This is a genomic window from Citrobacter sp. Cpo142 (assembly GCF_030332425.1).
Classification (GTDB): Bacteria; Pseudomonadota; Gammaproteobacteria; order Enterobacterales; family Enterobacteriaceae; genus Citrobacter; species Citrobacter portucalensis.
Genome location: NZ_JAOWHW010000113.1, coordinates 33982 through 60041 on the forward strand (window position 1 = coordinate 33982; position 26060 = coordinate 60041).

The window sequence follows — 26060 nt, forward strand, 5'->3', positions numbered from 1 at the left end:
CAGCACACAAGTAAAGTTGACAAATTACTTGCTGAATTTAGAGATAACGCACATTTTCTCTGCGGAGGAGAAAAAATTGCTGACGCAAAAACGCCGTCAGCTTGTCAGATTCAGCAACGTCAGCAAGCAGCATTCTTTGACTGAAATGCTATTTTGATTTTTGATGCCGATTTTGATTTGGCTCCCTGTTTATTTTCTGACAAGCGGCGTAAACTCCGCGTCTCTTCACATCATTGATATCAAAACATGCATAACACCCCCGTAGCCGCCACACCCAAGGCGTTTGATTTAACGTCTTCGGCGTTCCTGCTTGTCGCATTTCTGACGGGTATCGCCGGTGCGTTGCAGACGCCAACGCTCAGCCTTTTTCTGACGGATGAAGTCCACGCCCGTCCCGGCATGGTCGGGTTCTTTTTTACCGGTAGCGCTGTGATCGGTATTCTGGTAAGTCAGTTTCTGGCCGGACGTTCAGATAGAAAAGGCGATCGCAAGAACCTGATTGTGTTTTGCTGCGTGCTGGGGATGCTGGCCTGCGTGCTGTTTGCCTGGAATCGTAATTATTTTATCTTGCTGTTTGTCGGGGTATTCCTCAGCAGCTTTGGATCGACCGCCAACCCGCAAATGTTTGCTCTCGCCCGTGAACACGCCGACCGCACAGGTCGGGAAGCCGTCATGTTCAGCTCAATATTACGTGCGCAGGTTTCGCTAGCCTGGGTAATTGGCCCGCCGCTGGCCTACGCGCTGGCCATGGGATTCAGCTTTACAGTGATGTATCTCAGCGCGGCGGTGGCGTTTGTTGTCTGCGGCGTAATGGTCTGGCTGTTTTTACCCTCAATGAGTAAAAACGTGCCTCTCGCGACAGGCGCAGTTGAGGCCCCGCGCCGCAATCGACGCGACACGTTGCTGCTGTTTGTTATCTGCACATTAATGTGGGGAACCAATAGTCTCTATATCATTAATATGCCGCTGTTTATCATCAACGAACTGCATCTGCCGGAAAAGCTGGCTGGCATCATGATGGGCACCGCAGCTGGTCTGGAAATCCCGACCATGTTGATTGCTGGCTATTTTGCAAAGCGTCTGGGTAAACGTCTGTTGATGAGAATTGCCGTCGTTGCCGGATTCTTCTTTTATGCCGGTATGCTGCTGGCTCACTCTCCGGCGATATTGCTTGGCTTACAGCTGCTGAACGCGATTTACATCGGTATTCTCGGCGGGATTGGTATGCTCTATTTCCAGGACCTGATGCCGGGACAGGCGGGTTCAGCCACCACCCTCTATACGAATACCATTCGCGTGGGCTGGATTATTGCCGGATCGCTGGCGGGAATTGCCGCTGAAATTTGGAACTATCACGCGGTGTTCTGGTTTGCGCTGGTGATGATCGTCGCCACCGTCGTATGCCTGGCGCGCATCAAGGACGTTTAAGGCGCGGTCAGCGCTTCAAGCTCGATGAGATAAACCATGGCCTGGTGCGTCGTCTGTCCGCACATTTCCGCACTGGGCTGTAAACCGGCGCACACCTTTGGTCGTAGCGGCGACGCAAAAATTTTGCAACGCAGGGATTCATCCAACTGAACGCAGGGCGTATTAGCGGGCTTGCCATCAGGCATACCGGGGATGGGACTGGAGATTGAAGGCGCGGTGCAGCATGCACCACAATCCGGACGGCATTCCATACAGTACTCTCTTTATCGTAAACCATCGGATTGTGCGGGAAGGGCACAGTACCACCTTTTTTGCACCAGCAAAAGCATGAATTCCGCTTGCCTGAATGCCCCGGCGCGAGTAGTTTTACGCGATATTTTAGACACTCCTCACTACAGGATTTTTTCGATGCCAAGAGCGAACGAAATTAAAAAAGGTATGGTACTGAACTACAACGGCAAACTGCTGATTGTAAAAGATATCGATATTCAATCACCGTCCGCACGTGGTGCTGCCACGCTGTACAAAATGCGTTTTTCTGATGTGCGTACCGGTCTGAAAGTTGAAGAGCGCTTCAAAGGCGACGATATCGTGGATACCGTCACTCTGAGCCGTCGTGGTGTTGATTTCTCCTACGTCGATGGCAACGAATACATCTTTATGGATAAAGAAGACTATACCCCATATACCTTCACCAAAGACCAGATTGAAGAAGAGCTGCTGTTCATGCCGGAAGGCGGTATGCCGGACATGCAGGTACTGACCTGGGACGGCCAACTGCTGGCGCTTGAACTGCCGCAGACTGTAGACCTGGAAATCGTTGAAACCTCACCGGGTATTAAAGGCGCTTCAGCGAGCGCGCGCAACAAGCCAGCAACCCTGAGCACCGGTCTGGTGATCCAGGTTCCTGAGTACCTAAGTGCGGGTGAAAAAATCCGTATTCATATCGAAGAACGTCGCTATATGGGCCGTGCAGATTAATTTTCTGCTGCGCAGTGACGGCAAGGGACAGCGCAGGCTGTCCCTTTTTTCATTTTCAGCGCTGGCTGCTGAGATAAAAATCATCCATCAGCAATGACTCCAGATACTGTTCATCCTCTTGCATAAAACGCACTATCAGATTAACTGCCTGAGGATAAAACCCCTCGTTATCCCGCACCAGACAAGCGTCGCGAAATAACGGTGCCCAGCACAGAATATGATGATGCAAAAAGTAATATTGCGCCGATACCCTCTCCTCTTTAGCAACCATCCTCGCCATTAATGCCAACTGCACGGCAATATGATCGGAGGGCTCATTCTCTCTCGCTGCCAGACCTTGCTCAATCAGCAACACATTCATTTGCCGACGTTCTTCTGCCGCTGTCGTGTGTGGATAGTGCCCTGCATAGGGAGAAACACTAGCCGGCGGGGCCAGCAGAAACAGCGAAGCAAAATCTGCTGCCAGCTCCAGCTGTCGGGAGTCGCGCCGCAAAACCCGGCCCAGGCTACGCTCAAAACGTTTAACCTCGGCAGACACTCCAGGAACCGCCGCCAGTGAGGCAATCCAAGCCTGGCTATCGCCGTTTTCCAGACTGGCGAGCTGTTTTTCATCCAGCTCACGAAATAACAGTTGCGAAAACCACTGGTACACAGCCGCCCGCTGCTGATGAATTTGCTTATGCTGCACTGGTCCCCTCCTCTTTCACAATCTGCGGACCACCGAAAGCCGTCACTTGCGGGGCTTTCTGCTGATAACGCTCGACCTCCACCAGCACGGTATGCGCTGAAGGCCCCTGGGCCAATTGTGAAGTACCGATATCCGCGCTCAGCACGTTCGGGTCGCCATAGGTGCATAATGTCCCGGCTTTCCCCCCTTCCTGCGGGGAATACCACGCGCCTTCATGAATACGAATCACGCCAGGGGAAAAATCCGGACTGACAACCACGCCAGCCAGTACCTGACCACGAGCGTTATAAACGCGGGCGATATCACCGGCTTTTAAGCCACGAGCGGTGGCATCCTGATCACTGATATAAAGCGGCTCTCTTCCGGCAACCGCATAGGTGTTGCGAAACGCCTCGCTAGAGCACAGTTGGGAATGCAGACGTTTATCCGGATGGCAGGATTGCAGATGCAGCGGGTATTTATCTTTTTTGCCGCTATGGGTACGCTCAAAGGGTTCCATCCACACGGGATGCCCTGGACAATCCTCATAGGCAAAGCCCGCGATGGTTTTGCTGTAGATTTCAATCAGACCTGACGGCGTTCCCAGCGGATTCAGGTCTGGCTGGTCGCGAAACTCACCGTGCCGTACCCACGGCTGACCCGGCGGATATTCAATATATCCGTCACCCTGCCAGAACGTTGTGAAATCCGGTAATGAGACACCGAGCGACGCTCCCATCTTCACGCCTTCATCATAAAGCACCTGTATCCACTGCATTTCATCACGGTTTTCACGGTACACCGCTTCCTTGTCAAAGCGCTTACACAGCCCGGCAAACACATCAAAATCATGTCGCGCTTCATATTGCGGTTTGACGATCTGATGCAACGCCATCAACCCTTTATTCGAATGCGTACCGAACTGCTCAATATCGTTACGTTCAAAGCGGGTGGTAACGGGCAGGACGATATCGGCGAATCGGCACGACGCGGTCCATTGATGATCCAACACCACCACGGTTTCCAGCTTCTTCCACGCGTCGATCATGCGATTCCTGTCCTGCTGCGCATGAAATGGATTTGCCGCACTGTAGATCGCCATTTTGATGTCAGGCCATGTTAACGTCTCGCCGTTAAAGGCAACCTTTTTGCCCGGCTCAAGCAGGCAGTCAACGATACGTGAAGTGGGGATATGCTCCGATGCGCCGCGAAAATCCGCGTTGTACTTTGCCTGCGGGGGATTCGTGATCCCTCCCAGTCCAGAGAGCACAGGCCCGGCGGATGTTACCGTACCTCCACCGTTGTAGTGCCAGCCAAATCCTACCCCGCCGCCGGGCAAACCAATTTGACCGACCATGCTGGCCAGCACCACCAGCATCCACGGATACTGCTCACCATGGTGCATGCGTTGTACGCACCAACCGCCCATAAACTGTGTCCTGCCTTTCACCAACAGGCGGGCGAAGTCTCGGATCTGCTCTGCCGTCAGGCCGCAGATTTCTGCCGCCCATTCGGCATTTTTCGGCTGTTTATCGGCTTCGCCCAGCAGATACGGCAAAAACTGCTCAAAGCCGACGGTGTAATCGGTAATAAACGCCGTGTCGTACAATTTTTCTTCGTACAAGGTATGCGCCAGCGCCAGCATTAACGCCACATCGGTTTGTGGCCGCAACGCCAACTGCTCGCAGCCAAGAAAGTTTTGCGACTTGCTACGCACCGGATCAACACTGATAACGCGCATCTTACCCTGCGCTACCGCCTCTTTAATCTGCTGCCAGTAGCCAAACGCATCGTGATCGGGAACCAAAAACTCGATCTGCAGGTTCTTGATCGGATCGCAGCCCCACAGCACGATGGTATTGCTGTTTTGAATCACCAGCGGAAGCGACGTCTGCTGCTCATAAACTTCCAGCGAACCAATCACATGCGGTAAAATGACTTGTGCCGCTGCCGCAGAATAGTCGCCGACGGTTGTCACATAGCTACCATGCAGGCCAAGTCCCCGGTCCATCGCCCCGCCCGCTTTATGGTATTTGCCCACCATCTGCCAGTCGGCAAGCCCGGTAAATACGCCTGATGAGCCATAGGTTTTTTGCACCCGCTCCAGCTCTTCGTAAAACAAATCCAGCGCCTGATCCCAACTAACCCGTACAAAACGGTTATCTCCGCGCTGGCTGCGATCCGACTTCTCACGCTTACGCAACCAGTCCAGACGCACCATTGGGTAGCGCACCCGCGACGGGTTGTAAACCACTTCACGCACCGCGTTCAGCATATCGCAGGGGTATTTGTCATGTTTGAACGGACGGGTTTCGGTCCACTCACCGTTGACCACTTTGGCTTCAAAAGCGCCATAGTGCGAACCAGATTGGATCCACTGTTCGGGATTTTCCCCCGCCGCCCACACTTTTGATATCAGCGGATTAGGCGCCAGTGCGCTGGCAGCACCCACCGCCAACATACCGCTAAGAAAACGGCGGCGGGACGGATTAAAGTCATGAATATCCATACATTATCCTTACTTTTTGTTGGTTTCAGACACATCGCTGGCGTGGGTCTGGAGGTATTTCAACAACGTACGTTCCTCCACCGGATTAAGCCGGTAATAGGTCGACATGGCTTTCAGTCCGGCGATCCAGCCGTTAGCGGTATATCGGGTTGTAGGAGGAGTGCTATGACAGGCGCTACAGGTGGATTGCAGCATTTGATCTGAGTACTCCCAGATTGGCGCGAGCGTGTTGATAAAGTCCTGATCGGTGGTCCAGGCGGTGACGCTCACCTGCTGCCATTCCTGATGTGAGTCAGGATCGACCTGGGTTTGTAGCACTTTTACGTTCGCCATCAGGGGCTCATCGAGAACGGCGGAGAAAACGCGTTTCCCCATATACTGGGTGATCACCCGTCCGCGTCCTTTGCTTTCACGCCAGCCCGTGATTTCGAGCTGCACGTTACGGCCTTCTTTTTTCAGCACCTTGACCTCGGTGGCGGGAAATAACAGCGCCTTCCCGGCCGGACTCCCTGCCGTTGCCGCTAGTGATTTTTCGCTTAATGAGAACAGCGTGGTCGCATCCGTTGGCGTATCTCCCTGACGCTGTAGTTGCTTATAGCGATCGCGAAAACCGCTGCTCATATCGGGTTTGTGATGGGCTATTCCTTTGTGACAATCGATACAGTTACTGTCTTTTGCTGCCGCTGCGGTCATTTGCGCCGCTGCATTTGCCGATTGCTTGCCATGATCCATTGCCTCATAGCTATGGCAGGATTTACACGCCGCTGAATTATTCGCGCTCATGCGCGCCCACTCCCGCTGGGCCAGCTCCGGGCGTTTGGCAGCAAACTTTTCAGGAGTATCGATAGAAGGAGAAATAAAGGTGTGATAGAGGTCGTTTAAGGCTTCAGTTTTACGAATAAGCGTTGGAATAACGCCCGGTGGAATATGACAATCCTTACACTCAGCCCGCACGCCAGATGCGTTGCGAAAATGCACGCTGGTTTTATATTCCTCTCCAGCCGTGCGCATCGAGTGACACGATAAACAAAATTCGGTGGTACTGGTGTAATGAACGCCTTGCCACGTTCCCCAAATAGCCAGGGCCATTGCCACCGCCCCAGCCAATACGCACCACAATGCGTTCTTTCTTATCCACGACATGCTTGCCTCCATTTTTTTAATAGCGACACGCTAAGGGATAATAAAAACCAAAAATAGAGACAGCGATAGCAAGTTATAGGAACAGCCACTACTCCATGAGGTGTATCAAATAGTAAAAACGAGAAATTCGTAATATAGTGGCCATATATTAATAAGGAATTCCTCATGCTTACATTAACGCTCAATAGAGAACTCCGCACTCCGCTGCAATTGCAAATTTTTCAATTTTATTTCCAGGCTATTCAGCGGGGAGATTTGCTTTGTGGCGATAAGCTTCCCTCTATTCGCGAGCAGGCTCAGGTATTGAGCGTAGCCAAAATAACGGTAGTGATGGCCTATGATAAGCTTATGGCTGCAGGGTTAATCAAGAGCCGACACGGTATTGGCTATGAAGTGATATTCACAACGCCTGTACGTATAACACCAACACTTGTGCCCGTTACCCAGGGTTCTCCGCCCACAAAACCTAAAGCTGCCGGGGTCTCTACCGATGTTTACGCCGAGCCTGGACGAGAGTGCTACTGCCGGATGGGCGTCCCCGATCCCAACGCTTTTCCCTGGTCAAGCTGGCGGAAATGGAATAATGCTCCAAGCATACTTAAAGAACAATTATTTACCCGATATCATTCACCAAATGGATTATTTTCATTGCGTGAGCAATTGGTCAGATACCTTAATTTATCCCGCGGAATTAATACCCGAGCAGAGAACATCATCATTACCAACGGGATTCAGGAGGGATTATCACTGCTCAGCCAAATATTTATTATTCATCATGCTGTCAGTCAGCAAAAAAAGTGCCATATTGTGACCGAATCCCCTTGTTATTCTGGCGCATGGCATCTTTTCAATTATTACGGTGCAGACATTACGTCAATCGCCGTAGATAACCTCGGGCTGCAAACAGATAATTTACCCGAGTATGAAACCCAGCTTTGTTATGTTACTCCAGCGCATCAGTATCCGATGGGAAGTGTACTTTCGCTGGAGCGCCGTCAGTCATTATTAACGTGGGCGCAACGCGTCGGCGCTTACATCATTGAAGATGATTACGATGCCGTTTTTACCTATGGGGAAAATCCCCTTCCCGCGCTGAAAGCCATGGATTATCACAACCGGGTTATCTACATGGGGACATTTTCTAAAACGCTGGGGCCAGGCGCACGGCTTGGCTATCTTATTTGCCCTGATGAACTGCTTCCGGCGGTACAGAATATGAAAGCGCTCAATAACAACGGCAGTCAGTGGTTGTTGCAGCAATTTTTAGCCGAACTGATGCAAAATCAGGTGTTTTATACGCATATCAGCAAGCTGGCCTGCAGCTATGCGACGCGCCTCGCCCTGTTACGCGATGGCCTTTCCACTCTGTTTCCCGAAGGGAAAATCGCTGGCGCAACGGCAGGTCTGCACCTCTCGTTACGCATTGCCAGACATACCGAATTCATAGCCAGGCTGCAACAAAGCTGCCTGTTGGCCGGGATCCGTTTCGACACTCTGCCGGATATAGAAAATGGATCAGAAGCCACATGGCGCAAAGAGAACAGCGATGCTGTTATGTTTTTTGGATTTGGTGGATTGCAGATACAGCAGATCAATAAAGTGCTGACAGTGCTGGAGCAGGCGCTTGCGCAGCCTTGATGAATAACAGGGATCGCGCCTGTCGCGCAATCCCTGTGGTTAGACTTACAGCAGGTCGCGGAACTGCGTTTGTTTCAGCGCCAGCTCAACGCCGCGGACTTCTGCCAGGCCTTTCAGGCGACCAATCGCAGAGTAGCCCGGATTAGTTTTCTTGTGCAGATCGTCAAGCATCTGGTGTCCATGATCCGGGCGCATCGGGATAGGACGCAGGTCGCCCGCCTTTTTACGCCGCTGCTCTTCGCTCAAAATGGCAGCCACCACCGATACCATATCCACATCGCCCTGCAGGTGCGCACCTTCATGGAAGGTTTTCGGGTTATCTTCACGACAGGTTGAGCGCAAGTGTGTGAAGTGGATTCGATCGCCAAAGGTTTCGATCATTTTCACCAGATCGTTATCAGCGCGCACGCCGTAAGAACCGGTGCACATGGTAAAACCGTTATTAATGCTATCGACCGTTTCTTTCAGCCACTGCATATCTTCGATAGTCGAAACGATACGCGGCAGGCCGAGGATCGGGCGCGGCGGATCGTCAGGATGCACGGCCAGACGCACGCCGACTTCTTCTGCCACTGGCACAATCGCCCGCAGGAATACCGCCATATTATCACGCAGATCGTCCTTGCTGATGCCGTCATATTCAGCGAGACGCGCACGGAACTGATCCAGCGTATAGCCCTCTTCTGCACCTGGCAGCCCAGCAATGATATTGCGGGTCAGCTTTTCAATTTCTGCATCACTCATGGCATTGAAGTAGTCCAGCGCCTGGCGTTGTTCTTCGGCGGTATAATCCGCTTCAGCTCCCGGGCGTTGCAGAATGTGAAGTTCGAAGGCCGCAAAAGCAATCTGGTCAAAACGCAGCGCTTTGGAACCATCCGGCAGCTGATATTCGAGGTCGGTACGCGTCCAGTCGAGGATCGGCATGAAGTTATAGCACACCGTATCGATACCACAGTTCGCCAGATTACGGATACTCTGCTGATAGTTGGCAATCCACGTTTGAAATTGACCTGAACGCGTTTTGATATCTTCGTGGACAGGGATACTTTCCACCACCGACCAGGTCAGCCCTTTTTCAGCCAGAATGGCCTGACGCTGTTGAATTTCTTCTACCGGCCACACTTCACCGTTAGGAATATGGTGCAAGGCGGTCACAACACCCGTTGCGCCAGCCTGACGCACATCATCAAGCGATACCGGATCGTTAGGTCCGTACCAACGCCAGGTTTGTTCCATTGTTTCACCTCACAAGTTGTTATACCAAATTAAATCATCTTAATGACGACTACCATACAGGCATCCGTCAACTGATCAACACATTGCCGATGATTGGTTGATCAAGCTCACATTCCCCGGATAAATGAGGCACACCAATTCAATTTGTTGTCATATAACTTTATACTGCCATTGTTAATTTATGGTTAATCAGGTGTATTAAATGAAAACTATTGCCTCAGCGCCACTGGCGGAAAATGTCATGATCCCGCAATACGACCGCCAGCAATTAAAAACGCGGATTGTGCATTTTGGTTTCGGTGCTTTTCACCGCGCCCATCAGGCGTTACTAACCGACAGGGTGCTGAATGCGCAGGGTGGAGACTGGGGTATTTGTGAGATCAGTCTGTTCAGCGGCGATCGACTGATGAGCCAACTGCGCGAACAGGATCATTTATTTACCGTGCTGGAAAAAGGGGCCAACGGCAACCAGCCAATTGTTATCGGCGCCGTCAACGAATGTCTCAACGCCAGGCTGGATTCGCTGGCGGCCATTATCGAAAAATTCTGCGAACCTCAGGTGGCTATTGTCTCGCTAACCATCACAGAAAAAGGCTACTGCATCGATCCGGCGACAGGCTCGTTAGACCTCAGTAATCCACGTATTGCTCACGATCTGCAAACACCGACTGAGCCGCACTCTGCCCCCGGAATTATTGTTGAAGCCCTACACCGCCGACGTGAACGCGGGCTACAGCCGTTTACCGTCCTCTCTTGCGATAACATCCCGGACAATGGTCATGTGGTAAAAAACGCCGTCCTTGGAATGGCGGAGAAACGTTCACCAGAACTGGCAACCTGGATTCAGGAACATGTCAGTTTCCCAGGCACCATGGTCGACCGCATTGTCCCTGCCGCCACTGAAGAGTCACTGGCCGAAATTGCCCGCGAGCTGGGGGTTGCCGATCCTTGCGCAATTAGCTGCGAACCGTTTATCCAGTGGGTGATTGAAGATAATTTTGTGTGTGGCCGCCCACAATGGGAAACGGCGGGCGTCCAGATGGTCGAAAATGTGTTGCCGTGGGAACAAATGAAACTGCGGATGCTGAACGGCAGTCATTCGTTTCTTGCTTATCTCGGCTATCTGGCCGGGTTCCAGCACATCAGCGACTGTATGCAGGACAGCGCTTTTCGTGAAGCCGCTTACCGCCTGATGCTCAACGAACAGGCACCCACGCTGCAAATTACCGATGTGGATTTAGACCAGTATGCCCTAAGCCTGTTGGAGCGTTTTGCCAACCCAGCGTTGAAACATAAAACCTGGCAAATCGCGATGGACGGTAGCCAGAAATTACCCCAGCGCATGTTGGAAGGGATCCGCGTACATTTAGCCCGCCAAAGTGAGTGGCCACTGCTGGCGCTCGGCGTCGCAGGCTGGATGCGTTATGTGAGCGGCGTGGATGATTCAGGCACCGCTATTGATGTTCGTGACCCGTTGAGTGAGAAAATTGCCGCTCTGGTTAAACAGAGCACAGAGTCAGAACGCGTCAACGCCCTGCTTTCGCTGCGCGAGATTTTCGCCACCGATCTCGTACAGAATCCGCAGTTTGTCGCGGCCATTCAGCAGGCCTGGCAACGCATTGCCCAATACGGTGCGCATCAGGCTGTCATTGAGACGTTAAAAAGTTAACGATTTCTGCCATTAAGCAGGACGAAGCGCCTCTTCGTCCTCTCCCCCCTTCTCTTTTTCCCCGTTTTTCGCCAGGATTGTTAAATGCCATTACGGTAATTTATGATTCTGGAGTAAATGTGACTAAAACCAATCTCATCACCGGTTTTCTCGGCAGTGGCAAAACCACCTCTATTCTTCATTTATTGGCAAACAAAGATCCTGCTGAAAAGTGGGCCGTGCTGGTTAATGAGTTTGGCGAAGTTGGCATTGATGGCGCGTTGCTGGCCGACAGCGGTGCGCTGCTAAAAGAGATCCCCGGCGGCTGTATGTGCTGTGTTAACGGCCTGCCAATGCAGGTTGGCCTCAATACGCTGCTGCGTCAGGGAAAACCCGACCGTCTGCTGATTGAGCCCACCGGCCTCGGGCATCCCAAACAGATTCTGGATTTACTCACTGCACCGGTTTATGAGCCGTGGATCGATCTGCGCGCAACCCTCTGTATCCTTGATCCTCGCCTGTTACTGGATGAGAAAAGCGTCGCCAATGACAATTTCCGCGATCAGCTGGCCGCCGCTGATATCATTGTTGCCAACAAAACCGACCGTGCCACGACGGAAAGCGAAAACGCCCTGCAAAGCTGGTGGCAACACTACGGCGGTAATCGCCAGTTAGTTCATGCCGACCATGGGCAAATTGACGGACAGCTACTGAATTTGCCCCGACTAAACCTGGCGGAGCTTCCTGCAAGCGCGGAGCACGCCCATAGCCATGCCAACAAAAAGGGGCTGGCAGCGTTGAGCTTACCCGCACAGCAGCGCTGGCGTCGTAGCCTGAACAGCGGTCAGGGCCATCAGGCCTGCGGTTGGATTTTTGACGCCGATACAGTGTTCGATACCATCGGTCTGCTGGAATGGTCGCGTCTTGCTCCTGTTGGACGCGTGAAGGGGGTAATGCGTATTAAAGAAGGACTGGTACGCATTAACCGCCAGGGAGACGACTGGCATATAGAGACGCAAAACGTCGCACCACCCGATAGCCGTATTGAACTCATCGCCGATACCGAGACCGACTGGAATGCGTTACAGAGCGCGTTGTTGAGACTTCGTTTAGACGCTAGCGCGTAAGGTTGCCTTCGTTTTTAGCAATGGTAAACGACGATGAAAACCCGATACCCTTCAATCCTCCTGCTAAATATTGCGGGCCTGGCACTGTTTATGTCCTGGTATATTCCAGTCGGGCATGGGTTCTGGTCTTCACTGGATACGGGCGTTTTCCGCTTCTTTAATCATAAACTGGTGGAAAGCCCACTGTTCTTATGGGTTGTTGCTATTACCAATAATCGGGCATTTGATGGCTGCTCATTGCTGGCTATGGGCGCATTGATGCTGCACTTTTGGCTCAAAGAGACGTCGGAAGGTCGCCGACGTATTGTAGCTATCGGTTTGGTTATGCTGCTCACCGCAGTGGTATTAAATCAGCTGGGCCAGGCGCTTATTCCCGTTAAACGCGCCAGCCCGACCCTGATGCTGGATAATATTTATCGCGTCAGCGAACTGCTGCATATTCCGACCAAAGATGCGTCGAGAGACAGTTTTCCTGGCGATCACGGCATGATGCTGCTTATTTTTTCCGCATTTATGCTGCGTTATTTCGGAAAAGTCGCAGGAATAATCGGCCTTATTATTGCTGTGGTTTTTGCCTTTCCACGCGTAATGATTGGCGCTCACTGGCTCACTGATATCGTGGTTGGTTCCATGACGGTGGTCTTGATTGGCCTTCCCTGGTGGCTAATGACGCCATTAAGTGACCGATTAGTCACTCTGTTCGTGAATTATCTCCCCGGCAAAAACAAACAATTTTTAAACAAATAACGCAGAGTAATTAACATCATCAGGGATGCTTCTGATTCCCTGATGATGCCGGGCAATATTTCATCATTCTGATTGTCATTCCCCTGTCATCTTATTCATGTTTAAAATGAGTAGGTTGCGTATTTTTTACCCTGATTGTTCTTAATTTAGACAATGCCGTTTATTCACTTTCTGTATCAATTTTTCTTATAAGAAATCACGTAAAATCACTCGCATTGACCGGAACGATCGGGTAATCTCGAACTCGTTTTGCCTCGCGGGATAATTATTCCCTTTCAGAATAAATTTGTGCGTTCTGCCACAGATTTGACCTTAAGGAATTGTCTCATCGTGCGATGGTAATTAGTCTCGTCACGTTTGGCATTTTTTATAACGATATTTATCGTTAAGGACTTCAAGGGAAAACAAACAAAATGGTCAAATCTCAACCGATTTTGAGATATATCTTGCGGGGCATCCCCGCGATAGCAGTTGCGGTTCTGCTTTCTGCATGTAGCACAACGAACACCGCCAAGAATATGCATTCTGAGACGCATGCTGTGGGCAATGGAGATAACTCTTCACTGCAAGCCTCTCAGGATGAATTTGAAAATATGGTACGTAATATCGATGTTAAATCACGTATTATGGACCAGTATGCTGACTGGAAAGGCGTGCGTTACCGCCTTGGCGGCAGCACCAAAAAAGGTATTGATTGCTCAAGCTTCGTGCAGCGTACATTCCGCGAGCAATTTGGTTTAGAGCTTCCGCGCTCAACCTATGAACAACAGGAAACGGGAAAATCCGTTTCGCGCACTAATCTGCGCACAGGCGATCTGGTTCTGTTCCGTGCTGGCTCTACCGGCCGTCACGTCGGTATTTATATCGGTAACAACCAGTTTGTACATGCCTCGACCAGCAGTGGCGTTATCATTTCCAGCATGAACGAGCCTTACTGGAAAAAACGCTACAACGAAGCTCGCCGGGTTCTGAGCCGCAGTTAGTTTCGTTTGGCAGCTATCCCTTGGCTATCCTGATGAGACATTCCAAAAGCACTGCTTCGGCGGTGCTTTTTTGTTTCACCCTGCGACTAAGAAAAATCTCACAACATGAGTCATTTCAGGTTATATTCATACAGAGTAAGCGGTTAAATCAGGTAAAATAAGGATCTATGTTCAGACGCTCTTCTTCATCCGGTCGGAAAATCCTGCTTTCCTGTATGTTAACGGGGCTTATCGTCGCAATACTCGTGAGTACCCTGCAGTTTTTCGTCACCTGGCATAAACGAGAAGTTAAGTACGACACGCTCCTTGCCGATATCCAGAATTACGTCAGCAGCTACTTCACCGACCTCAAAACCAACACCGATGCCCTTCAGCCGCTGGTTGCCAACAGTTGCCAACAAGTCAGCGCTAAACTGACCTCCAGTGCAGCCTTTAGCCTGAACGTTCGCGCTTTTTTACTGGTAAAAGACGGCATCGCTTTCTGCTCTTCCGCAACAGGTTCCATGTTCACTCCGATTTTAGATTTGATCCCGAACCTCGATATCAGCAGAAATATTGATGTGGAATTACTTCCCGGTACGCCCATGATGCCGGACAAACCAGCGATCATGATTTGGCACCGAAACGCGTCGTTCAATGATAGCGGCGTATTTACCTCACTGAATATCAATCTGGCGCCTTACCTACTCTATACCGCCCGGCAGGATGATTTTGACGGTATTGCTATTATCGTCGGTAATACCGCAATTTCGACATTCTCATCGCGAATCATCGATGTCTCCGCTCTTCCTCATACCTCCTGGCGGCAGGCCACTCTTGAAGGGATCCCGCTTAAAATTCGCTTATACGCACAAGAGTGGAACTATACCGACGTCTGGTATTCTATTTTGTTGGGATGTATGGCCGGGATTATTGCCTCCCTTCTCCTCTGGTACTACATCTACAGCATCCGTTTACGCCCAGGCAAAGATATCCTCAACGCCATCAAACATAACCAGTTTTATGTGGTGTACCAGCCCGTCGTAGAGATGCAAACGCTGGAAGTGAAAGGCGTCGAGGTCCTGTTACGTTGGAATCACCCAACAACGGGCGAGATCCCACCGGATGCCTTTATTCATTACGCTGAATCACAGAAAATGATTGTCCCGCTGACTCAGCATCTCTTTAAGTTGATCGCCCAGGATGCCCCGACGCTGCAAAAGGTATTTCCCGCTGGCGCAAAATTGGGGATCAATATCGCGCCATCACATCTGCATGGCGAGACGTTTAAAGACGACATTCGGCACCTGCACGCTTCGCTTCCCGCAGACTATTTTCAGATAGTACTGGAAATCACTGAACGAGATATGCTCAATCAGCACGAGGCCACAAAGCTATTTGAATGGCTGCATTCCGCAGGTTTTGAAATTGCGATTGATGATTTTGGCACCGGTCATAGTGCGCTTATTTACCTGGAACGGTTTACCGTTGACTACCTGAAAATCGATCGCGGGTTTATTAACGCCATTGGGACGGAAACACTGACTTCTCCGGTACTGGACGCCGTGTTGACACTTTCTAAACGTCTTAATATGCTGACGGTTGCGGAAGGGGTAGAAACTCCTGAGCAAGCCCGTTGGCTGCGCGATCGTGGGGTGCATTTTTTCCAGGGGTACTGGATTAGCCGACCATTACAGCTTGCTGATTTTGTGCGTTGGATGGCACAGCCCAATAAGCCGACGTGGTGATCGCAGTATGCGATTCATATACTCTCACTCGCCGCTACATCCCTTATCTTTCAGGCATGATGCCCGTCGGGTTGTGGCAGGAAAAGGAAATCGCTTTTATATGATCCCTCGCCTACTGCTGCTGTTTATCGCCCTCATCGGGTTTAGCGTCCAGGCGCAATCCATCAAAGAAAGCTATGCGTTTGCCGTACTGGGTGAACCGAAGTACGCGTTTAACTTTAACCACTTTGATTACGTCAACCCAGCCGCCCCCAAAGGCGGGCAAATCACCCTCTCCGCGATTGGTACGTTCGATAACTTCAACCGCTATGCGATGCGTGGCAATCCCGGCGCACGTACCGAAACGCTTTACGATACGCTATTTACCACCTCTGACGATGAACCTGGTAGCTATTACCCGCTCATTGCCGAAAGCGCACGCTATGCTGACGACTATTCCTGGGTAGAAATTGCCATTAATCCACGCGCGCGTTTTCACGATGGCTCACCCATTACCGCCCGCGACGTCGCATTCACCTTCCACAAATTTATGACTGAAGGCGTGCCGCAGTTTCGTCTGGTCTACAAAGGAACAACGGTAAAAGCCATCGCGCCATTAACCGTACGCATTGAATTAGCCAAACCGGGTAAAGAGGACATGCTCAGCCTGTTTTCATTACCCGTGATGCCAGAGAAGTACTGGAAAGATCATAAGCTCAGCGATCCCTTATCATCGCCACCGCTCGCCAGCGGCCCTTATCGCATTACCAAATGGAAGATGGGCCAGTATATTGTCTATTCGCGCGTCAAAGATTATTGGGCCGCTAATCTGCCCGTCAATCGTGGACGCTGGAACTTTGATACCATCCGCTACGACTACTATCTGGATGATAACGTCGCCTTTGAAGCGTTTAAGGCCGGTGCGTTTGATCTGCGTCTTGAAAATGATGCTAAAAACTGGGCGACGCGTTATACCGGGAAAAATTTCGCGAATCATTACATCATCAAAGATGAGCAAAAAAACGAGTCCGCGCAGGATACCCGCTGGCTGGCATTTAATATTCAGCGTCCGGTATTCAGCGACCGACGGGTGCGGGAAGCCATCACGCTGGCCTTTGATTTTGAATGGATGAATAAAGCGCTGTTCTATAACGCCTGGAGCCGGACCAACAGCTATTTTCAGAATACCGAATATGCCGCGACAAAATACCCCGACGCGGATGAGTTGGTGATACTCGCGCCCTTGAAAAAGGATCTTCCCCCTGAGGTCTTTAGCCAAATCTATCAGCCGCCAAAATCAAAAGGCGATGGCTACGATCGCGACAATCTGTTGAAAGCCGATACCTTACTGGAACAGGCCGGGTGGATACTAAAGGGTCAGCAGCGCGTAAACAGCGCCAGCGGTAAACCTCTGAGCTTTGAACTGTTGCTCCCTGCGGGCAGCAACAGTCAGTGGGTGCTGCCGTTCCAGCACAACCTACAGCGCTTAGGCATTACCATGAATATCCGCCAGGTGGATAACTCACAAATCACGAACCGCCTGCGCAGTCGCGACTATGACATGATGCCGAGGTTGTATCGTGCGATGCCGTGGCCGAGTTCGGACCTGCAAATTCTGTGGGCCTCTCAATATATTGATTCCAGCTACAACGCCCCCGGCGTACAAAGCCCGGTGATTGATAAACTGATCGACCAAATCATCGCGGCGCAAGGCGATAAAGCCAAATTGATCCCACTGGGCCGGGTGCTGGACAGGGTATTAACCTGGAACTACTACATGTTGCCTATGTGGTTTATGGCAGAGGATCGCATTGCATGGTGGGATAAATTTTCACATCCTGCTATTCGCCCAATTTATACTATTGGCCTCGACAACTGGTGGTATGACGTCAACAAAGCGGCGAAGCTGCCCGCAGCCAGGCGGCAGGGAGAATAAATGGGCGCTTATCTGATTCGACGTCTGCTGCTGGTGATCCCAACGCTTTGGGCCATCATCACCATCAACTTTTTTATCGTGCAGATAGCCCCCGGCGGTCCAGTTGAACAGGCCGTCGCCGCCATTGAGTTCGGGCAAAGCGGAGCATTACCCGGCGCAGGTAGCGAAGGCGTTCGTGCCAGCCACGCGCAAACCGGCGTGGGTAACATCAGCGACAGTAATTATCGAGGCGGCCGGGGTCTGGACCCGGAAGTGATCGCCGAAATCACTCGCCGCTATGGGTTCGATAAGCCCATTCATGAGCGTTACTTCAAAATGCTCTGGGATTACATTCGTTTCGATTTCGGTGACAGCCTGTTTCGTAGCGCCTCGGTGCTGACGCTTATCAAAGACAGCCTGCCTGTTTCCGTCACGCTGGGGCTGTGGAGTACGCTCATCATCTACCTGGTGTCGATACCGCTTGGGATCCGCAAAGCGGTGCATAACGGCAGCCGGTTTGATGTCTGGAGCAGCGCATTTATTATTATCGGCTATGCCATACCGGCCTTTCTGTTTGCCATTTTGCTGATCGTCTTTTTTGCCGGGGGAAGCTACTACGACCTGTTCCCGCTTCGCGGGCTGGTATCCGCCAATTTTGACTCCCTGCCCTGGTATCAGAAAGTGACCGACTATCTGTGGCATATTACCCTGCCGGTGCTTGCGACGGTGGTTGGTGGGTTTGCCGCGCTGACTATGCTGACCAAGAACTCATTTCTGGATGAGGTGCGCAAACAGTATGTCGTCACCGCACGCGCTAAAGGGGTCAGCGAGAAAAATATTCTGTGGAAACATGTGTTTCGCAATGCCATGTTGCTGGTGATCGCTGGCTTCCCGGCAACGTTTATCAGCATGTTTTTTACCGGCTCACTGCTGATTGAAGTGATGTTCTCACTTAACGGCCTGGGATTGCTGGGTTATGAATCTACCGTATCACGCGACTACCCGGTAATGTTTGGCACGCTTTATATCTTCACCCTGATCGGTCTGCTGCTGAATATCCTCAGCGACATCAGCTATACGCTGGTCGATCCTCGTATTGATTTTGAGGGACGCTAATGTCGCGATTAAGCCCCGTCAATCAGGCCCGCTGGGCGCGCTTTCGCCACAACCGTCGCGGCTACTGGTCGCTGTGGATTTTTCTGGTGCTGTTCGGCCTTAGCCTGTGTTCAGAACTGATTGCCAATGATAAGCCGCTACTGGTGCGCTACGACAATAGCTGGTATTTCCCCCTGTTCAAAAACTACAGTGAAAGCGACTTCGGCGGACCGCTGGCGACTCAGGCTGATTATCAGGACCCGTGGCTACAACAGCGCCTGGAAAACCAGGGCTGGATCCTGTGGGCACCAATACGCTTTGGGGCCACCAGCATTAACTTTGCCACCGATAAGCCCTTCCCTTCCCCGCCTTCCGCACAAAACTGGTTGGGAACAGACGCTAACGGCGGTGATGTACTGGCACGCATCCTCTACGGCACACGTATATCTGTCTTGTTTGGTCTAATGCTCACCCTCTGTTCGAGCGTGATGGGCATTATGGCTGGCGCAATTCAGGGCTATTATGGCGGCAAGGTGGATCTGTGGGGGCAACGATTCATTGAAGTTTGGTCAGGAATGCCAACGCTGTTTCTCATCATTCTGCTATCGAGCGTGGTCCAGCCTAACTTCTGGTGGCTGCTGGGCATTACCGTACTGTTTGGCTGGATGAGTCTGGTTGGCGTGGTGCGCGCGGAATTTTTACGTACCCGAAACTTTGATTACATTCGAGCCGCTCAGGCGCTCGGCGTAAGCGATCGCAGTATTATTCTGCGTCATATGCTGCCCAACGCGATGGTCGCGGCCCTGACTTTTTTACCGTTTATTTTATGCGCCTCGATAACTACTCTGACCTCACTGGATTTTCTTGGGTTCGGTTTACCGCTTGGCTCGCCATCACTGGGAGAACTCCTGTTGCAGGGTAAAAACAACCTGCAGGCACCGTGGCTTGGCATCACCGCGTTCATCTCCGTTGCCCTGCTACTATCGCTACTGATCTTTATTGGTGAAGCGGTACGCGATGCGTTTGATCCCAACAAGGCGATTTAAAATGACACAACCTCTGTTAGCCATTGAGAATTTATCGGTAGGTTTTCGTCAACAAGAGACCGTGCGCACCGTAGTCAATGCCCTCTCACTACGGGTTGATGCCGGACAAACGCTGGCGCTGGTGGGTGAATCTGGCTCGGGTAAAAGCGTGACCGCGCTTTCTATCCTACGGTTGTTACCGTCCCCTCCGGTAGTTTACCCTTCCGGGGACATCCGTTTTCATGGTGAATCATTACTTCACGCCAACGAGCAGACGCTTCGCGGCGTACGGGGGAATAAAATCGCCATGATTTTCCAGGAGCCGATGGTGTCACTGAACCCGCTCCACAATCTGGAAAAACAGCTTTATGAAGTGCTGTCGCTGCATAGGGGAATGCGTCGGGAGGCGGCGCGGGCAGAAATCCTGACCTGCCTGGATCGCGTTGGCATCCGTCAGGCAGCCAAACGTCTCGCAGACTACCCGCACCAGCTTTCCGGCGGTGAACGCCAGCGTGTGATGATCGCCATGGCGTTGCTGACACGACCAGAGCTGCTTATTGCTGATGAACCGACTACCGCGCTGGACGTTTCCGTACAGGCGCAGATCCTGCAGCTGTTGCGGGAGTTACAGCGTGAGCTGAACATGGGATTACTGTTCATCACCCACAACCTGAGCATTGTGAAAAAGCTAGCCGATACCGTGGCGGTCATGCAAAACGGTCAGTGTGTAGAGCAAAATAAAGCGGTACAACTGCTCGCTGCGCCAACGCATCCCTACACGCAGAAGTTGCTAAACAGTGAACCTTCCGGCGACCCGGTACCTTTGCCTGTCGGACAAGCCCCGCTGTTGGAAGTAGAAAAGCTTCGCGTCGCCTTTCCTATCCGCAAAGGTATCCTGAAACGCGTGGTGGACCACAACGTCGTCGTTAACGATGTCAGTTTTTCCCTTCGGCCCGGTGAAACGCTGGGGCTGGTTGGAGAGTCAGGCTCCGGAAAAAGCACCACCGGGCTGGCGTTACTGAGGTTAATCACCTCACAGGGAAGCATTGTGTTCGATGGTCTGGCGCTGCATACCTTAAATCGTCGCCAGCTGTTACCGGTCCGGCACCGCATTCAGGTAGTGTTTCAGGATCCCAACTCCTCGCTGAACCCACGCCTGAGCGTGCTACAGATTATCGAGGAGGGGTTGCGCGTTCATCAGCCTACCCTGTCAGCTGAACAGCGCGAGGCACAGGTGAAAGCGGTGATGGCGGAAGTGGGACTGGATAGCGAAACACGGCATCGTTATCCTGCGGAGTTTTCTGGCGGGCAACGCCAACGCATTGCTATTGCCAGGGCATTGATTCTTAAACCTTCCCTGATCATTCTGGATGAACCAACATCGTCGCTCGACAGGACCGTACAGGCGCAAATCCTGACGTTGTTAAAGTCCTTACAGGAAAAGCATCGGCTAGCTTATATTTTTATCAGCCATGATTTGCACGTAGTACGCGCGTTATGCCATCAGGTTATTGTGCTACGTCAGGGAGAGGTCGTGGAGCAAGGGCAATGCGAGCACGTATTTAACGCGCCACAGCAAGCCTATACGCGTCAGCTGCTCGCGCTAAGCTGACGCTCAAAAAGGATTGTTGTTTGAAAACGGTTCTGCGATAGCCACGCCGAAGTTTTTCAGTCTGCAGGTCGCGGCAAATTCGTCCTGGCGATTCACAAACAGGCACGGCTCCCCTTCACATTCCAGTACGGAACAAGGAACCTCGATATCACTGAGGGCCTGGCTGAGCTTATGCATGACTGACCACGCGCTGTCACCATCAGGGCTGAGCAATTTGAGTGCCACCAGGCTGTTCTCATTACTCTGACCGTTTTGCGGAATCGGTTCAACTTTCGAACCTGCGAAACCCACCGACCAACGATAGCTCTGCGGCAGACGATGAACGATTGAGAGTTGTAATGTCATCACTTTCTTTCCCTGGAAGCACAATCACTTCACAATTATTTTACATCAATATTAACACATCATTGACAATACGTCTTTAGACAGTTGGTAAACGTTTACATCCAGTACTTATGCTGCTTACAGAACCCAGTAATTAAATTTATTCAACGGTTCTGGCATATTTCCGGGCTATATGTACTCGTTTCTGCGATCTAACTCAACCTTTTTAACTACAATGATGTGACTTTTTACATAAATTGATTTTACATAAAATAAACATAAGCAGGGGAAATGATAGATTTGCGGTTGATGTACATCAACTCTGGAGACCTTATGGCCCCCAGGTTGTGTAATAGATCACCGTTTTTGAGCGCGACTGGCGTAAAGATAGAAGAGAATTGAGCAGGTAGCGCAAAATGCGATCGACCATATCATTGGCCAGGCCGAGTTAAAGGTCGCCAGAGACAACAGGGCCCCGACAATGGCGCCAATGCCGAAGCGGAATGTCCCAGCCAGCGATGACGCCGTTCCTGCCATATGCGGAAATTCATCCAGGATAACCGCCATGGCGTTTGATGACACCATCGATACACAGCCAACAAACGCCGCAACGCCAACGACCAGAGCCCAGAACCCCAGCCCAAACAGTGCACTAAAGACCATCCATCCCGCCATCACGAACTGGATCCACAGACCAGTACGGAACATATTCAATGCCCCAACCCGACGCACAAAGCGGCTGTTGATGATAGTCATCACGAACAGGAATACGATGTTAAGTGCGAAGTAATAACCGAAATGCTGCGGTGAAACGTGGTTAATCTCAATGTAAACAAAGGGTCCGGCGCTCAGAAACGAGAACATCCCGGCAAAGCTGAACCCGCTGGCCAGCATATAGCTCAGCACTCGTTTATGACGAAACAGCGAGGCAAAGTTGCCAATAGTGGTACGCAGGCGAAACGGCTGGCGACGCTCTACAGGCAGGGTCTCTTTGATTAGCGTAAAGATCATCACCGACGCCAGAACAGCCGCCATGGCGAGGATCCAAAAGATATAGTGCCAGCTCAGCCATACCAGCACCCAACCACCCACGATAGGTGCCAACAAAGGCGCAATTGTGGTCACCAGCATGACGAATGACATCATGCGCGAGAACTCTTCCTTCGGATAGATATCGCGCATCAGGGCGTTGATAACCACGCTCGCCGCCGCGGCAGCCAGACCGTGGAAGAAACGCATCACGATCAGTTGATCGATAGTTTGCGCCAGGGCGCAGGCCACTGCCGCCGCCGCAAACACCAGCGTTCCGCCCAGAATCACCGGCTTGCGCCCAATGCTGTCAGCCATTGGGCCATAGAGCAACTGCCCCACTGCAAACCCCAGAATATAGGTACTGAGGGTCATCTGCGCGCTACCCGCAGGCACACCAAACTGTTCTGAGATAACAGGTAGCGCCGGAAGATACATATCAATCGACAACGGCATCAGCATGGCTAACAAGCCAAGGATAAAGACTATGGCAATTGACGAGTTCTGCCGGGTGGTCACATTTAGCTCCTGAAATTAACGCGGGGTTAAGTTAACGCTGGCGATTTCTTCTTCGGTCAATGGACGGTATTCACCCGGCTCCAGATCGTCATCAAGCCTGATGTCACCAATTCGTTCACGGTGCAGTTCCACAACGTGGTTACCCACCGCGGCAAACATACGTTTTACCTGATGATAGCGCCCTTCGCTGATGGTCAATCGCACCTGAGTTGGCGTAATGACCTCCAGAACAGCCGGTTTGGTCAGGTCTTTTTCATTATGCAACTGTACGCCACGGGCAAACTGCTCGGCGGTATCGTCTGCCACTGGCGACTCCAGCGTCACCAGATAGGTTTTCTCACAATGGTGACGAGGAGAGGTGATACGATGCGACCACTGTCCGTCATCGGTCATCAGTACCAGTCCGGTGGTGTCGATATCCAGACGCCCTGCCGCATGCAGTTTGTAGGCAACCGGTTCATCAAGGAAATAGAGCACCGTCGGATGATCCGGGTCATCCGTTGAGCAAACATAACCCTGAGGCTTATTCAGCATAAAATAGCGCGGGCCATTTTGTTGAACCAGGGAATTACCGTCATATTCGACGTCGTGTTCTGGTAGCAGCTTAAAGGCACTGTTTTTAACGATTTCACCGTCGACGGTAACGCGGTTAGCACGGATCTCACGCCCGGCAATAGCGCGGCTGACGCCGAGTTGCTGAGCGATAAATTTATCAAGTCGCATGAGTGTGATTTTTGCCTGTAAAAAAACGAGAAGCGGGTTTACGCCCGAAAAGTGGGACTGTTATCCGCCCAGTATAGCGGTGTTACACCATCCCTCAAGGGAAATGATTCATGGCATACTATACATTGTTGCTGTTTACCTTAATGAGCTCATGATTTTTACTCTTCGCCCGTACCAAAAAGAAGCCGTGGACGCCACGCTCAACCATTTTCGCCACCACCGCACGCCAGCGGTTATCGTCCTGCCAACCGGCGCGGGCAAAAGTCTGGTGATTGCAGAACTGGCCCGCGTAGCACGTGGTCGCGTACTGGTACTGGCGCACGTCAAAGAACTGGTCGCACAAAACCATGCCAAATATTGTGCACTGGGGCTGGAAGCCGATATTTTTGCCGCAGGCCTGAAGCGTAAAGAGAGCCACGGGAAAGTAGTCTTTGGCAGCGTACAGTCGGTAGCGCGTAATCTGGACGCCTTTCAGGGTGAATTCTCCCTGCTGATCGTCGATGAATGTCATCGTATTGGCGATGATGAAGAGAGTCAGTATCAGCAAATCCTCACTCACCTGACTAAAGTAAATCCCCACTTACGTCTGCTCGGGCTTACCGCCACACCTTTTCGTTTGGGTAAGGGCTGGGTATATCATTTTCATTATCATGGAATGGTGCGCGGCGATGAAAAAGCGCTGTTTCGCGACTGCATTTATGAATTACCGCTGCGCTACATGATTAAACACGGCTACCTGACGCCGCCAGAACGCCTCGACATGCCGGTCGTGCAGTATGACTTTAGCCGCCTGCAGGCACAGAGTAACGGCCTGTTTAGCGAAGCGGATCTGAATCAGGAGCTGAAAAAGCAGCAGCGAATAACGCCGCATATCATCAGCCAGATTATCGAGTTTGCCCAAACCCGCAAAGGGGTGATGATTTTCGCCGCCACCGTTGAGCACGCCAAAGAAATTCTGGGCCTGCTGCCCGCTGACGACGCCGCGCTAATCACTGGAGATACGCCAGGCGCTGAGCGAGACGTGCTGATTGAAGAGTTCAAAGCCCAGCGCTTTCGCTATCTGGTGAATGTGTCGGTCCTGACCACCGGCTTCGATGCCCCGCACGTCGACCTTATCGCTATTCTGCGCCCAACAGAGTCAGTTAGCCTTTACCAACAAATTGTCGGTCGTGGGTTGCGCCTTGCACCGGGTAAAACCGACTGTCTGATCCTCGATTATGCCGGCAACCCGCACGATTTGTACGCACCGGAAGTGGGTGCTCCGAAAGGAAAAAGCGACAACGTTCCGGTACAGGTGTTCTGTCCTGCCTGCGGATTTGCAAACACCTTCTGGGGCAAAACCACGGCAGACGGCACGCTGATTGAACATTTTGGCCGCCGCTGCCAGGGATGGTTTGAAGATGATGACGGCCATCGCGAACAGTGCGATTTTCGTTTCCGTTTTAAAAACTGCCCACAGTGCAACGCGGAAAATGACATCGCCGCCCGCCGTTGTCGGGAGTGCGACGCGGTGCTGGTTGACCCGGATGACATGCTGAAAGCCGCGCTCAGGCTCAAAGATGCGCTGGTCCTGCGCTGTAGCGGTATGGTGTTACAAAACGGGCAGGATGATAAAGGCGAATGGCTGAAAATCACCTATTACGATGAAGATGGCGCTGACGTCAGCGAACGCTTTCGCCTGCACACTCCCGCGCAGCGTACGGCCTTCGAACAACTGTTTATTCGCCCGCACACCCGAACACCCGGTATACCCTTACGCTGGATAACCGCCGCCGATATCCTCAATCAGCAGGCGTTGTTACGGCATCCTGATTTCGTGGTGGCGCGTATGAAAGGTCAGTACTGGCAGGTCCGTGAAAAGGTCTTCGATTATGAAGGACGCTTTCGTCGGGCACATGAATTACGCGGTTAATCGTACTTTTGATTGATGTACCAGCCGTTTGAGTATAGAATCTCGCCCGCTTTTGCATACGCAAAGCAGATCACTTACCTGTTGCTGGGTCGC

The 26060-nt window shown here is 51.7% G+C and carries 21 protein-coding genes; 13 read left to right on the plus strand and 8 right to left on the minus strand.

Going from position 1 to position 26060, the window contains the following annotated elements; genetic code table 11:
• Positions 1 to 246: 246 nt before the first annotated feature.
• Complete coding sequence (gene setB, locus OGY18_RS09995; protein WP_057066526.1) at positions 247 to 1428, plus strand: sugar efflux transporter SetB; 1182 nt, start codon at positions 247 to 249, stop codon at positions 1426 to 1428.
• On the opposite strand, the gene OGY18_RS10000 is transcribed toward setB, so the two are convergent.
• Positions 1425 to 1679, minus strand: a complete 255-nt coding sequence (locus OGY18_RS10000) for a YkgJ family cysteine cluster protein (protein WP_016153739.1) — start codon at positions 1677 to 1679, stop codon at positions 1425 to 1427. The genes setB and OGY18_RS10000 overlap by 4 nt on opposite strands.
• 157 nt (positions 1680 to 1836) lie before the next feature.
• Here OGY18_RS10000 and yeiP point away from each other — a divergent pair, with 157 nt between their 5' ends.
• A complete protein-coding gene (gene yeiP, locus OGY18_RS10005) occupies positions 1837 to 2409 on the plus strand; it encodes an elongation factor P-like protein YeiP (RefSeq protein WP_003027452.1) in 573 nt (190 codons plus the stop codon).
• A 55-nt stretch (positions 2410 to 2464) separates the two neighbouring features.
• Here the strand turns inward: yeiP and torD are convergent, their stop codons facing one another.
• From torD to torC, 3 genes are read right to left on the minus strand one after another with little or no spacing between them, the layout of a single operon-like run.
• Complete coding sequence (gene torD, locus OGY18_RS10010; protein WP_286552877.1) at positions 2465 to 3097, minus strand: molecular chaperone TorD; 633 nt, start codon at positions 3095 to 3097, stop codon at positions 2465 to 2467.
• On the minus strand, positions 3087 to 5585 hold the full coding sequence (torA, locus tag OGY18_RS10015; protein WP_286552879.1) for a trimethylamine-N-oxide reductase TorA: 2499 nt from the start codon (positions 5583 to 5585) through the stop codon (positions 3087 to 3089). Before torA ends, torD begins: the two co-directional genes overlap by 11 nt.
• Positions 5586 to 5594: 9 nt before the next feature.
• Positions 5595 to 6728: a pentaheme c-type cytochrome TorC gene (gene torC, locus OGY18_RS10020; RefSeq protein WP_148361732.1), complete on the minus strand. Its 1134-nt coding sequence runs from the start codon at positions 6726 to 6728 to the stop codon at positions 5595 to 5597.
• Between the two features lie 165 nt (positions 6729 to 6893).
• Between torC and pdxR the strand changes: the two genes are divergently transcribed.
• Positions 6894 to 8366, plus strand: a complete 1473-nt coding sequence (gene pdxR / locus OGY18_RS10025; protein ID WP_286552881.1) for a MocR-like pyridoxine biosynthesis transcription factor PdxR — start codon at positions 6894 to 6896, stop codon at positions 8364 to 8366.
• A 45-nt stretch (positions 8367 to 8411) separates the two neighbouring features.
• On the opposite strand, the gene uxuA is transcribed toward pdxR, so the two are convergent.
• Positions 8412 to 9602, minus strand: coding sequence for a mannonate dehydratase (gene uxuA, locus OGY18_RS10030; protein WP_279275689.1), 1191 nt, complete (start codon positions 9600 to 9602; stop codon positions 8412 to 8414).
• Between the two features lie 202 nt (positions 9603 to 9804).
• Here uxuA and OGY18_RS10035 point away from each other — a divergent pair, with 202 nt between their 5' ends.
• The 9 genes from OGY18_RS10035 (at position 9805) to yejF (ending at position 21460) form a co-directional block, all read left to right on the plus strand.
• Positions 9805 to 11271, plus strand: a complete 1467-nt coding sequence (locus OGY18_RS10035; RefSeq protein ID WP_003834561.1) for a mannitol dehydrogenase family protein — start codon at positions 9805 to 9807, stop codon at positions 11269 to 11271.
• 119 nt (positions 11272 to 11390) lie between these two features.
• Positions 11391 to 12377 carry a CobW family GTP-binding protein gene (locus OGY18_RS10040; RefSeq protein ID WP_126317673.1) on the plus strand — a complete coding sequence of 329 codons (987 nt, stop codon included), beginning with the start codon at positions 11391 to 11393 and terminating at the stop codon, positions 12375 to 12377.
• A gap of 33 nt (positions 12378 to 12410) precedes the next feature.
• A complete protein-coding gene (locus OGY18_RS10045) occupies positions 12411 to 13124 on the plus strand; it encodes a phosphatase PAP2 family protein (protein ID WP_126317672.1) in 714 nt (237 codons plus the stop codon).
• 413 nt (positions 13125 to 13537) lie between these two features.
• Positions 13538 to 14107 carry a bifunctional murein DD-endopeptidase/murein LD-carboxypeptidase gene (mepS, locus tag OGY18_RS10050; protein WP_003834567.1) on the plus strand — a complete coding sequence of 190 codons (570 nt, stop codon included), beginning with the start codon at positions 13538 to 13540 and terminating at the stop codon, positions 14105 to 14107.
• A gap of 167 nt (positions 14108 to 14274) precedes the next feature.
• On the plus strand, positions 14275 to 15834 hold the full coding sequence (locus tag OGY18_RS10055) for a cyclic di-GMP phosphodiesterase (RefSeq protein ID WP_286552885.1): 1560 nt from the start codon (positions 14275 to 14277) through the stop codon (positions 15832 to 15834).
• A gap of 100 nt (positions 15835 to 15934) precedes the next feature.
• The gene (locus OGY18_RS10060; RefSeq protein ID WP_286552887.1) at positions 15935 to 17749 is read left to right on the plus strand and encodes an extracellular solute-binding protein; all 1815 of its coding nucleotides are present in this window, start codon (positions 15935 to 15937) and stop codon (positions 17747 to 17749) included.
• Positions 17750 to 18844 (plus strand): microcin C ABC transporter permease YejB, encoded by a 1095-nt coding sequence (locus tag OGY18_RS10065; RefSeq protein ID WP_003834575.1) that lies wholly within the window; start codon positions 17750 to 17752, stop codon positions 18842 to 18844.
• Complete coding sequence (locus OGY18_RS10070; protein ID WP_003834577.1) at positions 18844 to 19869, plus strand: ABC transporter permease; 1026 nt, start codon at positions 18844 to 18846, stop codon at positions 19867 to 19869. Before OGY18_RS10065 ends, OGY18_RS10070 begins: the two co-directional genes overlap by 1 nt.
• Before the next feature lies 1 nt (position 19870).
• Entirely contained in the window at positions 19871 to 21460 is a 1590-nt protein-coding gene (gene yejF / locus OGY18_RS10075; RefSeq protein WP_149384773.1) for a microcin C ABC transporter ATP-binding protein YejF, read from the plus strand.
• A gap of 3 nt (positions 21461 to 21463) precedes the next feature.
• On the opposite strand, the gene OGY18_RS10080 is transcribed toward yejF, so the two are convergent.
• The 3 genes from OGY18_RS10080 to rsuA form a co-directional block, all read right to left on the minus strand.
• Positions 21464 to 21808 carry a YejG family protein gene (locus tag OGY18_RS10080; RefSeq protein WP_085951589.1) on the minus strand — a complete coding sequence of 115 codons (345 nt, stop codon included), beginning with the start codon at positions 21806 to 21808 and terminating at the stop codon, positions 21464 to 21466.
• 333 nt (positions 21809 to 22141) lie between these two features.
• Positions 22142 to 23332, minus strand: a complete 1191-nt coding sequence (locus OGY18_RS10085) for a Bcr/CflA family multidrug efflux MFS transporter (protein ID WP_003834584.1) — start codon at positions 23330 to 23332, stop codon at positions 22142 to 22144.
• 15 nt (positions 23333 to 23347) lie between these two features.
• Complete coding sequence (gene rsuA, locus OGY18_RS10090) at positions 23348 to 24055, minus strand: 16S rRNA pseudouridine(516) synthase RsuA (RefSeq protein WP_003834586.1); 708 nt, start codon at positions 24053 to 24055, stop codon at positions 23348 to 23350.
• 151 nt (positions 24056 to 24206) lie between these two features.
• Here rsuA and radD point away from each other — a divergent pair, with 151 nt between their 5' ends.
• A complete protein-coding gene (gene radD / locus OGY18_RS10095) occupies positions 24207 to 25967 on the plus strand; it encodes a DNA repair helicase RadD (protein WP_286552890.1) in 1761 nt (586 codons plus the stop codon).
• The last annotated feature ends 93 nt before the right edge of the window (positions 25968 to 26060 follow it).

Bases quoted from the DNA above. Each gene is read 5' to 3' on its own strand.
- OGY18_RS10000 (WP_016153739.1), bottom strand. From the start codon at position 1,679: ATGGAATGCCGTCCGGATTGTGGTGCATGCTGCACCGCGCCTTCAATC.
- radD (WP_286552890.1), top strand. From the start codon at position 24,207: ATGATTTTTACTCTTCGCCCGTACCAAAAAGAAGCCGTGGACGCCACG.
- setB (WP_057066526.1), top strand. From the start codon at position 247: ATGCATAACACCCCCGTAGCCGCCACACCCAAGGCGTTTGATTTAACG.
- OGY18_RS10055 (WP_286552885.1), top strand. From the start codon at position 14,275: ATGTTCAGACGCTCTTCTTCATCCGGTCGGAAAATCCTGCTTTCCTGT.
- OGY18_RS10065 (WP_003834575.1), top strand. From the start codon at position 17,750: ATGGGCGCTTATCTGATTCGACGTCTGCTGCTGGTGATCCCAACGCTT.
- yejF (WP_149384773.1), top strand. From the start codon at position 19,871: ATGACACAACCTCTGTTAGCCATTGAGAATTTATCGGTAGGTTTTCGT.
- OGY18_RS10035 (WP_003834561.1), top strand. From the start codon at position 9,805: ATGAAAACTATTGCCTCAGCGCCACTGGCGGAAAATGTCATGATCCCG.
- rsuA (WP_003834586.1), bottom strand. From the start codon at position 24,055: ATGCGACTTGATAAATTTATCGCTCAGCAACTCGGCGTCAGCCGCGCT.
- mepS (WP_003834567.1), top strand. From the start codon at position 13,538: ATGGTCAAATCTCAACCGATTTTGAGATATATCTTGCGGGGCATCCCC.
- OGY18_RS10045 (WP_126317672.1), top strand. From the start codon at position 12,411: ATGAAAACCCGATACCCTTCAATCCTCCTGCTAAATATTGCGGGCCTG.
- uxuA (WP_279275689.1), bottom strand. From the start codon at position 9,602: ATGGAACAAACCTGGCGTTGGTACGGACCTAACGATCCGGTATCGCTT.
- OGY18_RS10070 (WP_003834577.1), top strand. From the start codon at position 18,844: ATGTCGCGATTAAGCCCCGTCAATCAGGCCCGCTGGGCGCGCTTTCGC.
- OGY18_RS10060 (WP_286552887.1), top strand. From the start codon at position 15,935: ATGATCCCTCGCCTACTGCTGCTGTTTATCGCCCTCATCGGGTTTAGC.
- torC (WP_148361732.1), bottom strand. From the start codon at position 6,728: ATGTCGTGGATAAGAAAGAACGCATTGTGGTGCGTATTGGCTGGGGCG.
- pdxR (WP_286552881.1), top strand. From the start codon at position 6,894: ATGCTTACATTAACGCTCAATAGAGAACTCCGCACTCCGCTGCAATTG.
- torA (WP_286552879.1), bottom strand. From the start codon at position 5,585: ATGGATATTCATGACTTTAATCCGTCCCGCCGCCGTTTTCTTAGCGGT.
- yeiP (WP_003027452.1), top strand. From the start codon at position 1,837: ATGCCAAGAGCGAACGAAATTAAAAAAGGTATGGTACTGAACTACAAC.